This is a genomic window from Hymenobacter aranciens (assembly GCF_030580865.1).
GTDB lineage: Bacteria > Bacteroidota > Bacteroidia > Cytophagales > Hymenobacteraceae > Hymenobacter > Hymenobacter aranciens.
This window is the reverse complement of record NZ_JAUQSY010000019.1, coordinates 81,417-92,123: the sequence shown is the minus strand read 5'-3', so window position 1 is coordinate 92,123 and position 10,707 is coordinate 81,417. Positions and strand designations below refer to the sequence as shown.

At 56.9% G+C, this 10,707-nt stretch carries 10 protein-coding genes; 4 read left to right on the top strand and 6 right to left on the bottom strand.

Features of this window, described 5'->3' with window-relative positions:
* Positions 1-97: 97 nt before the first annotated feature.
* The 5 genes from carA to Q5H93_RS21910 form a co-directional block, all read right to left on the bottom strand.
* Positions 98-1,180 (bottom strand): glutamine-hydrolyzing carbamoyl-phosphate synthase small subunit, encoded by a 1,083-nt coding sequence (gene carA / locus Q5H93_RS21930; RefSeq protein WP_305008847.1) that lies wholly within the window; start codon positions 1,178-1,180, stop codon positions 98-100.
* A 130-nt stretch (positions 1,181-1,310) separates the two neighbouring features.
* The gene (locus Q5H93_RS21925) at positions 1,311-2,474 is read right to left on the bottom strand and encodes an aspartate aminotransferase family protein (RefSeq protein ID WP_305008846.1); all 1,164 of its coding nucleotides are present in this window, start codon (positions 2,472-2,474) and stop codon (positions 1,311-1,313) included.
* Entirely contained in the window at positions 2,474-3,454 is a 981-nt protein-coding gene (argC, locus tag Q5H93_RS21920) for an N-acetyl-gamma-glutamyl-phosphate reductase (RefSeq protein ID WP_305008845.1), read from the bottom strand. The genes Q5H93_RS21925 and argC overlap by 1 nt, the downstream gene beginning before the upstream one ends.
* The gene (gene argG, locus Q5H93_RS21915) at positions 3,444-4,640 is read right to left on the bottom strand and encodes an argininosuccinate synthase (protein WP_305008844.1); all 1,197 of its coding nucleotides are present in this window, start codon (positions 4,638-4,640) and stop codon (positions 3,444-3,446) included. The genes argC and argG overlap by 11 nt, the downstream gene beginning before the upstream one ends.
* A 10-nt stretch (positions 4,641-4,650) precedes the next feature.
* Positions 4,651-5,235 carry a GNAT family N-acetyltransferase gene (locus tag Q5H93_RS21910; RefSeq protein ID WP_305008843.1) on the bottom strand — a complete coding sequence of 195 codons (585 nt, stop codon included), beginning with the start codon at positions 5,233-5,235 and terminating at the stop codon, positions 4,651-4,653.
* A 508-nt stretch (positions 5,236-5,743) separates the two neighbouring features.
* Between Q5H93_RS21910 and argB the strand changes: the two genes are divergently transcribed.
* Both argB and Q5H93_RS21900 read left to right on the top strand, forming a co-directional pair.
* Positions 5,744-6,526 (top strand): acetylglutamate kinase, encoded by a 783-nt coding sequence (gene argB, locus Q5H93_RS21905; protein ID WP_305008842.1) that lies wholly within the window; start codon positions 5,744-5,746, stop codon positions 6,524-6,526.
* Positions 6,514-7,584 (top strand): M20 family metallo-hydrolase, encoded by a 1,071-nt coding sequence (locus tag Q5H93_RS21900; RefSeq protein WP_305008841.1) that lies wholly within the window; start codon positions 6,514-6,516, stop codon positions 7,582-7,584. The genes argB and Q5H93_RS21900 overlap by 13 nt, the downstream gene beginning before the upstream one ends.
* Positions 7,585-7,597: 13 nt before the next feature.
* Here Q5H93_RS21900 and Q5H93_RS21895 read toward each other — a convergent pair whose 3' ends face one another.
* Positions 7,598-8,062 carry a VOC family protein gene (locus Q5H93_RS21895; RefSeq protein ID WP_305008840.1) on the bottom strand — a complete coding sequence of 155 codons (465 nt, stop codon included), beginning with the start codon at positions 8,060-8,062 and terminating at the stop codon, positions 7,598-7,600.
* 169 nt (positions 8,063-8,231) lie between these two features.
* Between Q5H93_RS21895 and argH the strand changes: the two genes are divergently transcribed.
* Together argH and Q5H93_RS21885 are read left to right on the top strand one after the other, a co-directional pair.
* Positions 8,232-9,554, top strand: a complete 1,323-nt coding sequence (gene argH / locus Q5H93_RS21890) for an argininosuccinate lyase (protein WP_305008839.1) — start codon at positions 8,232-8,234, stop codon at positions 9,552-9,554.
* Positions 9,555-9,639: 85 nt separating this feature from the next.
* Positions 9,640-10,521 (top strand): hypothetical protein, encoded by an 882-nt coding sequence (locus Q5H93_RS21885; protein WP_305008838.1) that lies wholly within the window; start codon positions 9,640-9,642, stop codon positions 10,519-10,521.
* The last annotated feature ends 186 nt before the right edge of the window (positions 10,522-10,707 follow it).

Here is a 10,707-nt window from a genome sequence, read left to right as displayed (position 1 = left end):
GACCCTTCGCGTCTCAAGTAGGTGCTGATGTTGGTATTGCTGTGCGTTAATTGAGCGCATCTGGCCGTTCAACTACCAGATGTCAAGGGTCACGTCGCTACATCGCAGCTTGTTTGTACTCCGCCACCGCCTGCAAAAATTCATCAAACAGAAACTCCGTATCCTCCGGCCCACCAGCTGCTTCGGGGTGAAACTGCGTCGAGAAAAACGGCTTGGTTTTGTGCTTAATGCCCTCGCAAGTACCGTCGTTCAGATTCTCAAACAGCATTTCCCACTCCGCCGGTAGCGTCGCCGGGTCCATTGCGAAGCCGTGGTTCTGGCTGGTAATGTAGCTGCGCTGCGTGCCGCTGAGCTTCACCGGCTGATTGTGGCTGCGGTGGCCGTATTTCAGCTTGAAGGTGTCGCCGCCCGCCGCCAGGCCCATGAGTTGCGAGCCTAGGCAGATGCCGAAAATGGGCTTGTCCTGGTTGAGGGCGGTTTGCAGGTGGGCGATGGTGGCGGTGCACATTTTGGGGTCGCCGGGGCCGTTGCTCAAGAACAGGCCGTCGTAGTCGAGTTGGCTATAATCGTAGTCCCAGGGCACTCGGATAAGCTCCACATCCCGGTTCAGGAAGCAACGGAGGATGTTAGTTTTGGTGCCGCAGTCCACGAGCACGATTTTGTGCTGGCCCTGGCCGTAGCGCGTCACTTCGGTGGGGCTCACCTGGGCCACGAGGTTGTCCTGGTTGGGGTCGTGCAGGGGCACGTCTTCTCCGGCCACGATTTTGCCTAGCATGGCGCCTTTTTCCCGTAGGATTTTGGTGAGCATGCGCGTATCCACACCGCAGATACCGGGGATGTCATACTCCTTCAACCAGTCGCCGAGGCTTTTGGCGGCGTTCCAGTGGCTGTGCTCTTCGGAGTAATAATTCACCACCAGCCCGGCAATGTGAATTTTATCCGACTCGAAAATCTGCGAAATCGACTCGTATAATTCCTCGCCGGGTACGCCGTAGTTGCCCACCATCGGGTAGGTAAGCACCAGAATCTGACCGGCGAACGACGGGTCGGTCAGGTTTTCGGGATAGCCGGTCATAGCCGTGCTGAACACAACTTCGCCGGCCGATGAAGTGAACGCGCCGAAGGATTGACCTTCTATTTCGGTACCGTCTTTGAGGATAAGTTTTACGGTTTGAGACATCTATCGTTCTGATTGTAGAGATGCAATATTTTGCGTCTCAATCGTTGCTGATGTTATTGTAAACTCGGATGTGCCTTTCAAAGCGAGTTGTTAAACAGTAAGGCTCAAAATATTGCGTTCCTATACCATTCTAGTCCAGCGCCGAAGCTTGCTGAATCACCTCTACCGGTTTTTCCGTCAGCGCATACAGCGCCTGCAAAAACCGGTCAACTTCCGGCTTGGTGATATTTAGCGGGGGCAACAGCCGTAGCACCGTGGGGTCTGAGGCATTGCCCACAAAAATGCGGTAATCCGTCAGCAATTTGTCGCGTACGTCCTTGATGGGGAAGTCGTATTTAATTCCCATCATCAACCCTCGGCCGCGGATTTCTTCCGCGCCGGCGTGGTTCTCCAAATCGGTGCGGAGGTAGTCGCCCATTGCCGCAGCATGCTGCACCAGCTTTTCTGTTTCAATGACTTCCAGCACCGCTAGCGCAGCCGCGCAGGCCAGATGGTTGCCCCCGAAAGTAGTGCCCAGCAAGCCGTAAGAAGCCTTCAACTCAGGTGAAATCAGAGTTGCGCCGATAGGAAAGCCATTGCCCATGCCCTTGGCTACCGAGATAATATCGGGTTTAATTCCGACGTGCTGGTGCGCGAAGAATTTACCACTCCGGCCATAGCCGCTTTGTACTTCGTCAGCAATTAACAGCACGCCGTACTGCTTACACAAAATCGCCAAGCTCTGCAGGAATTCATCGGAAGGCATAATTATACCACCCACGCCCTGAATTGGCTCAATAATTACTGAACATACGTCGCCGCCCTGCAATATCTTTTCTACCGCCGCCAAGTCATATTCCATAAAGGAAATGGCGTGGCCAGCATTGAAAGGTGCCACGATTTTAGGATTATCCGTCGCGGCCACTGCCCCTGAGGTGCGCCCATGAAACGCGCCTTTAAAGGCAATAACGCGTTTTTTACCGGTGTGGAAGGAGGCCAGTTTAAGCGCATTCTCGTTGGCCTCGGCTCCCGAGTTACACAGGAACAGCGCGTAGTCATCGTAGCCCGACACCTGGCCCAGCTTGTGCGCCAACTGCGTCTGAATTGGAATCTGCACCGAGTTGGAATAGAATCCGATATGTTGCAGCTGCTCCGTAAGCCGCTGCACGTAGTGCGGGTGGCTGTGGCCAATAGAAATCACGGCGTGACCGCCGTAAAAGTCCAGGTATTCCTGGCCTTTATCGTCCCAGAGTTTGGCTCCCAGTGCCCGCACGGGCGTGATGTCGACGAGCGGATAAACGTTGAAAAGCTCCATTAGAAAAGCACCGATTTAAGGTTGAGGCCTGTCGTTTCCGGCAGGCCAAAAACTAAATTCATATTCTGCACCGCCTGCCCCGACGCACCTTTCACCAGATTATCAATTGCCGAGGTAATTAATAATTGCTTGCCGATTTTCTGCACGTGCAGCAGGCATTTATTGGTATTGACAACCTGCTTGAGGTGGATTTCTTTCTCCGAAACTGTGGTAAATGGCGCCTCGGCGTAGTATTCCCGATACAGCTCCTGCGCCTCTTCCTGTGTTAAATCCGAAGGAGTGTAAACGCTGGCGAAAATGCCCCGCGAGAAATTGCCGCGGTAGGGAATAAAATGTACGTCAGCATCCAATTGCGGCTGCAATTGCATTAGGCTCTCCCCTATTTCACCCAAATGCTGGTGCGTAAAAGGCTTGTAAATGGACACATTATTAGTACGCCACGAAAAATGCACCGTTTCCGATAAGCTCTGCCCGGCCCCAGTTGAGCCGGTGATGGCCGAAACATGCACGTCATCCGTGAGTTTGCCAGCGGCAGCCAGCGGCAATAGTGCTAATTGAATTGCCGTGGCAAAACAGCCCGGATTAGCGATGCTTTGGGCCTGCTGAATGCGTACTTTATTTAATTCGGGCAAGCCATAAATAAACTCACGGTTGCCAAATTCCGCATCTGCCACCAACCGAAAATCATTGCTGAGGTCAATAATAGTGGTAGCTTCGGGCAGCGGGTGCTTTTCCAGCCACACTTTGGAATTGCCGTGGCCCAAACACAGAAATACCACGTCTTCATCACCCGCCAGCTCGGCGGTAAACAGCAATTCCGTGTCGCCCACCAAATCATCGTGCACCTGATACACTGGATTTCCGGCATTCGAAAAGCTGACAATAGCCGCCAGCTCCACAAACTCGTGGTGCAATAGAATCCGAATTAATTCGCCGGCCGTGTAGCCAGCCCCGCCCACAATACCAACCCTAATTTTCATCGTTGAGCGAGGAGTGAATGCGTAATTGGTTGCTGAAAATCTTGATGAAGCCTTTGGCGTCGCGTGAATCCCAGGCGTTGTTTTCCTCGCCGTAGGTGGCTACTTTCGAGCGCATCATGTCGTACTTGGAATCAACACCTTGCAGCTCGAACTGGTAGGGCTTCAAAGTCACGAACACTGTGCCCGATACGCGCTCCTGCGATGACTCCAGCAACGCTTCGAAGTCGCGCATCACCGGGTCGAGGTACTGGGCTTCGTGCAGCAGCGTGCCGTACCAGTTGGCCACATAGTCCTTGTGCAACTGCTGCCAGCGGCTCGACGTGTGCTTCTCCAGCAGGTGATGCGCCTTGATGAGAATCAGCGGCGCGGGGGCTTCGAAACCCACTCGTCCCTTGATACCCAAGATAGTATCGCCGACGTGCGTATCGCGCCCAATGGCGTATTGCCCGGCCAAATCATTAAGCACCTGAATGAGATTCACGGGATTGAGCCGCTCACCGTTCAGCGCCACCGGCTCACCTTTTTCGAAAGTGATTTCCACCGTAGCCGGCGCGGTACGGCTGAGCTGCGTGGGATAGGCCGACTCGGGTAGTGCCTGATGCGAGGTCAGCGTTTCGACGCCGCCCACACTGGTACCCCAGATGCCCTTGTTGATGGAGTATTTGGCTTTCTCCCAGCTCATTTCGAAGCCCTGTTTTTGCAGGTACTCAATCTCGGCCTGGCGCGAGAGGCGCAGGTCGCGGATGGGCGTAATGATTTCGGTGTTGGGCGCAATGACGGCGAAGGCCACGTCGAAACGTACCTGGTCGTTGCCGGCGCCGGTGCTGCCGTGGGCAATGTACTCGGCCCCGGTTTCGCGGGCGTACTCGGCAATGGCCAGCGACTGAAACATGCGCTCGGCACTCACACTCAGCGGGTACGTATCGTTTTTGAGGATATTCCCAAAAATGAGGTAGCGCAGGCACTGCTGGTAAAAGCGCTCCGTCACGTCGATAACCTGGTGCGTGGTTGAGCCCAACTCGTAGGCGCGCTTCTCGATGGCCGCCAGTTCTTCTACCGAAAAGCCGCCCGAGTTGACGATGACCGTATGCACTTCCAGACCCAGCTCGCGGGTAAGGTAAACTGCGCAGTACGAGGTGTCGAGACCGCCGCTGTAGGCGAGAACTACCTTCTTTTTTTGCTCCACTTTGAGGTGTTTAGGAATGAGGTTCGAGAATGTCGATAGTGGCCTGCACCTGGGCAGCGCGGCCGTATTCGTCGTCCAGCTTGTCGTAGACCATGCCAGTGCAGAGGCACATTTTGCGCTCGTTGTCCTGCAAAATCGGGTAGTTTTTGCAGCTGCCGCAGCCTTTCCAGAAGTCGTCGCTTTGGGTGAGCTCGGGGAAGGTGACGGGGCGGTAGCCCAGCTCGTTGTTGATTTTCATCACCGCCGCGCTGGTCGTGATGCCGAAGAGTTTAGCGGCCGGGTACTTGGTGCGCGACAGCTCAAACACCCGCTGCTTGATAGCGCGGCCGAGGCCCTCCTTGCGCAGCTCGGTGTTGACAATCAGGCCTGAATTGACGACAAACTTGGCGTCCTCGAAGGTTTCGATGTAGCAGAAGCCAGCCAGCTCATCGTCCACGAAGGCAATGATGGCATCGCCGTTCCGCATTTTTTTCACCACGTAGGCAGGGTCGCGCTTGGCGATACCCACGCCCCGCGCTTTGGCCGATTGCTCGTACCATTGGCATAAAGTTTCGGCGTGCCGCGCATCGGCGGCCGTCGCTACTCGAAGAAGCATGGCAAACTGGGAGGGGGAGGTGCCGGCCCATGGGGCAGCGGCGGAGTGTAAAAAACAGTCTGGACAGATGGGTACGGCTTCGAGCTATTGGCTCAAATACGAGGGCCCGAGGGCCCGGTTCCCGTGGTAACAAACTGATAAACTCAGAGCAAGTGGCTCAGGTGGGCTTCTGCCGGGGCGAAGTCCATCGCCGGTTGGCGGCTGCGTGCCACCCCCGGCGGGCGCTGTGAGCGCCTACACCTGTCGTCGAAGAAAAGCCAAAGCTTGCGTCATTCCTGCACTTGGCCGCCAGAGAAGGGCAACCGCTTTCTGAATTTTTGCGCAAAAGTACCCCGTTTGATAACCCACCGCAAGCATTTTGCTCAAAAATAATCTGGCGGGTCGGGAAGCTTTGCGGCCATTAAACAGGGAAAGAAGTGGTTTTTGTTTCAAATGCCCCAAAAAAATAATGCCGGATATTTGCTGCCCGGCCCTCTTCAAAGGGCTTTTTCCCCGTAGGCTTGTGCACATGAAAACTCCCTTGCACGTATTTAAAATTGGCGGCCACGTCTTGGATGACGAAACTTCGCTCCAACAATTTGCAGCCGCCTTTGCCCGGGTTGCAGGCCCAAAAATTCTCGTGCACGGCGGCGGCAAAGGCGCCAGCGAATTACTTCACAACCTGGGCATTGCCCCCCAGATGGTGCAGGGCCGCCGCATCACCGACGCGGCCACGCTTGATGTGGTAACAATGTTCTACGCCGGCAAAACCAACAAGCAACTCGTGGCCTTGCTGCAAGCCTCCAGCGTGCCAGCCCTGGGCTTGAGTGGGGCCGATGGCAACGCCATTCGGGCCAGCCGCCGGCCGGTGCGCGAAGTCGATTATGGCTTCGTGGGCGACCTCGCAGCCGGCAGCATCAATACCGACTTATTGCGGGGTCTGCTGAATATGAATCTCGTGCCGGTACTTTGCGCCATCACTCACGATGGCGCGGGCCAACTCCTGAATACCAACGCCGATACTATTGCCAGCGCCATTGCCCAGGCAATGGCCGGAAGCTACGCCGTAACGCTGCATTTCTGCTTCGAGAAAGACGGCGTGCTGGCCGATGCCAACGACGAACAGTCGGTGATTCGGCGCATTACCCCGGACGAATACGCGCAGTTGAAAGCTGACGGCGTTGTTTCGGCGGGCATGGTACCGAAACTGGATAATGCCTTTGCTGCGCTGACAGCCGGCGTAGAAGCGGCGGTAATTGAAAACGCGCTCAAAATCAACGAGCCAATCAAAACCGTATTATGCCGCAGCTAACCCAGCAGTGGAGTGAACTGGCTATTGAGCTCCTGCAAAGCCTCATTCGCACCCCTTCGTTTTCGCGGGAAGAGGCCGCAACGGCAGCATTGATTTTCAACTTTCTGACTGACCAGGGCACTCAACCTCAACGCCGCGGCAACAACGTTTGGGCGCGCTCGCGGCACTGGCAACCCAACCGCCCCACGGTGCTCCTGAACTCCCACCACGACACCGTGGAACCCGGCCCCAGCTGGACCACCGACCCGTTCGGCGCTACCCTCGACGGCGACCGGCTCACCGGCCTCGGCAGCAACGACGCGGGCGCCTCGGCGGTAGCGCTACTCGCAACGTTTCTCCATTTTGAACAAACTGGCGGCCTGCCGTTTAATCTCATCTGCGCCATCACGGCCGAGGAAGAAATTTCGGGCACGGGCGGCATCGCCAGCATCCTGCCGGAGCTGGGCCCTATTGACCTCGGCATTGTGGGCGAGCCCACCCAGATGGCGCTGGCCGTGGCCGAAAAAGGCCTCGTCGTCATCGACGGCACGGCGCACGGCCGTACCGGACACGCCGCCCGCGACGAAGGCGATAACGCTCTATATCGCGCCATCGCGGACATTGAAAAGCTGCGCAACTTCCATTTTGTCAACACCTCGCCCCTACTCGGCCCAGTAAAACTGACCGTGACGCAGATAGCCGCCGGCACCCAGCACAACGTGGTGCCCGACCGCTGCACGTTCGTGGTGGACGTGCGCACCAACGAGTGCTACTCCAATGCCGAAGTAGTAGAAATTCTGCAGCGCGAAGTGCTGTCAGAACTGATGCCGCGCTCGCTGCGGCTCAACTCCTCGGGCATTGCGCCCGGGCACCCGGTAGTGCAGCGAGCCCAGGCGCTGGGCTGGCGCTGCTTCGGCTCCCCTACCCTGTCGGACCAGGCTTTGCTATCCTTTGATACCGTGAAGATTGGCCCTGGTGATTCGGCCCGCTCGCACACGCCGGACGAGTATATCATGCTGAGCGAAATTCGAGCGGCTGTGTTGGGTTACATCGAATTACTGCGCGGTTTGTCGCTGTAAAGCTCTATTCTTGTTACGCCTGCTCCAGCGCGGCAATGTCGATTTTGTACATCTTCATCAGGGCCTGCATGCGCCGCTGCGACTGCTCGGGCGTAGTGTCGCGCAGGATTTCTCCCAGGTTGGCCGGCGTGATTTGCCACGACACGCCGAACCGGTCTTTCAGCCAGCCACAGTTGCCGGGCTGGCCGCCATCGGCCGTCAGGGCATCCCATAGCCGGTCGATTTCAGCCTGATTTTCACAGGCTACCGATAGCGAAACACCTTCCGCAAAGCTGAAGTACGAGCCGCCATTCAGCGCCACGTACTGCTGGCCCGCCAGCTTAAACGCCACCTTCATCACGGCGCCGGCGGGCATGGGCGCGCCCGGTGGATAGTGCGTGATTTTGGTGATTTTCGAGTTCTCAAATAAGCTTACGTAGAGCCTGACAGCTTCTTCCGCCTGGTCGTTGTAAGTAAGAAAAGTGGTGATTTTCTGCATGGCAGCGAGCTTTGGGTTTAAGAAAGGTGGTACTGCAAAGCTACTGGACTACCATTAAGATTTTCAGGGCCAAAAACGGCAAGCTGCTGGGGCAGTTACGCCAATATATTACCCGCATTTTACCCAGCCTACCCGGCATTGCTTGGGCCGGCGCCCTACTTTTGCACCCATGAAAATTTGGGAAAAGGGCATCGCCGTTGACAAAAAAATTGAGCAGTTCACCATCGGCCGCGACCGGGAGCTGGACATGTATCTGGCGCAATTCGATGTGCAGGCCTCCCGGGCCCAGGCCAACATGCTGGCCAAAGCAGGCCTACTTTCGGCCGCTGAAAACCAACAGCTTCAGCAGGGCCTGGGCGAACTGGCGGCGCAGATAACCAGTGGAGAGTTTGCTATTGGTGAGGACTTCGAGGACGTACACTCCAAAATTGAATTTTACCTGACTGAGAAGTTTGGCGACGCGGGCAAAAAAATACACACCGCCCGCTCACGCAACGACCAAGTGCTAACAGCACAGCAGCTTTTCCTGAAAGACTACACCGCCCGCGCCGCACGGCAGATGCTGGCCCTGGCCGACGTACTCCTACAGCAAGCTGAGACGCACAAAAACGCCCTCCTGCCTGGCTATACCCACTTTCAGGCCGCTATGCCCAGCAGCTTCGGCCTCTGGTTCGGCGCCTACGCCGAGCACCTGCTGCTGGACCTGCCCCTCTTCGAAGCCGCCCGCACCGTGGCCGACCAGAACCCGCTGGGCTCCGGCGCGGGCTTCGGCAGCAGCTTCCCCATCGACCGCGAAATGACCACCCGCGAATTGCACTTTGGCGCGGTGGCAGTGAGCAGCGTGGGCGCCCAGCTGCTGCGCGGTAAAACCGAGCGCACGGTAGCTTTTGCGGTGGCCGGCTTGGCCGCCACGCTGGGCAAAATGGCCTACGACCTGGTACTGTACAATAGCCAGGATATGGCCTTTGTGGAGCTGCCGGCTGCCTTCACCACCGGCTCCAGCATCATGCCGCACAAGAAAAACCCGGATGTGTTCGAGCTCATCCGGGCGCGCTGCAACACCCTGCAGGCTTTGCCAAACACGCTCATTCTTGCTACCAGCAACCTACCCAGCGGCTACCACCGCGACTTTCAGGTTCTGAAGGAAATCCTCTTCGAGCCGCTGGCCCAGCTGCTCGATATTCTGGACCTGCTGATTTTTGCTCTGCCCCAGCTCCGCGTGAAGCCCGACTTGCTGAACCAGGCCAAGTACGACACCGTGTTTACGGTCGAGAATATCAACGAATTAATTCAGCAGGGTGTGCCTTTCCGCACCGCCTACCAGCAAGTAGGCCAGGCCGTGAACGACGGCAGCTACATCCCGCAGCGCAAGTTTCAAACCACGCACCTGGGCAGCGTGCACAACCCCGGCTTGGCCGAAATCGGCGAGAAGCTGGCCGCCACCCGTCAGCGGCTGGAGTGGGCCAGGAATCCGTCGTCAGCCGCCGGCTAGGGGTAAGAACTGCGACCGACCTATAGCAAACGTATTCCAATCAGCCGCCTTAATATTGCCTGGCCGCATTTTACGTCATCCTGTTATGAACTGGAAACTTCTATTGGTCCTGCTGGCCAATTCCCTTCTGCGCCCGTCCATTAGTCCGGCGCAATCTACCCCAGCCATGTACAAGGAGGTGCTGGCGGCTCTTGAAAGCCAGCCCTTGGTAGTACTGCTCCGGGATGAAAGCCCCCAGGAGTTGCAGAAGCTGGCCAAAAGACCGACCGACTTGGCTCAGTACAAGGCCTCGGTAGCGCTCTACAATAGCCAAGTACAGCAGCTCATCCCCAAAATCTGGACGCTTTCGCCCGCCATCGAGTTTAAGTCGGAAGAGGAGCTGGAGGCTTTCAAAAAAAATAAACAGCAAGCCACACTGGTGCTTATGTACACGCAGCAGCGCTTGGGCTCGCTGGATAACATGAACCATACTTGGGGCGGTACGTACTCTGACACCAAATGGCTACTGGCCCTGATGGGCGGGCGGCGGGCGGTGTGGTCGCTATCTACGGTCATGCCGCCCCGCAGCGTGGCGGCTTACGATATAGTGTCGGGCCTGCGCAACCTGCAGCTGAAAGTGAAGGCCGCCAGAGCGACACCACCGTTGGATGAGCGGGCCGAAAGACAGGAATACAGCCAGCGCCTGCGCACGAAAACGCTGCTCATCGACCAAACCGGGCTGCCGGAAGGCCTCACCGAATCCGAGCTTCGGAAAATCTACCCTTATCCTTTTCAGCTGGTGACGGTCCCAGAAATTGAAACCGCCGTGCTGGCAGCCGACCCGCACTATGCCTACGTTGGTAACCTATCCAATACCGCGCGCATTGTGGATACAGCCGATGGCGCGCATTTGGCCGCGGTAGTGACCGAAGGGGACCCCCAATGGGGTAAGGACGTGTTCAAGCTGTTCGCCAAGCAGGTAAAATGAAGTCTGCGCGGCCGCCTTTTAACACAATTTAATCCCCTAGTTGCGGCCCACCGAACCCTGAGTAACCGCTCCTTCCAATTAGCGCAACTCCCCGATTTAGTGCCGCCCACGAGGAGCTTGACGGCACTCAGCATTACGCTATTGGCTTATTCGTCAGTTTACTACCGCCCCACTCAATTCCGCATG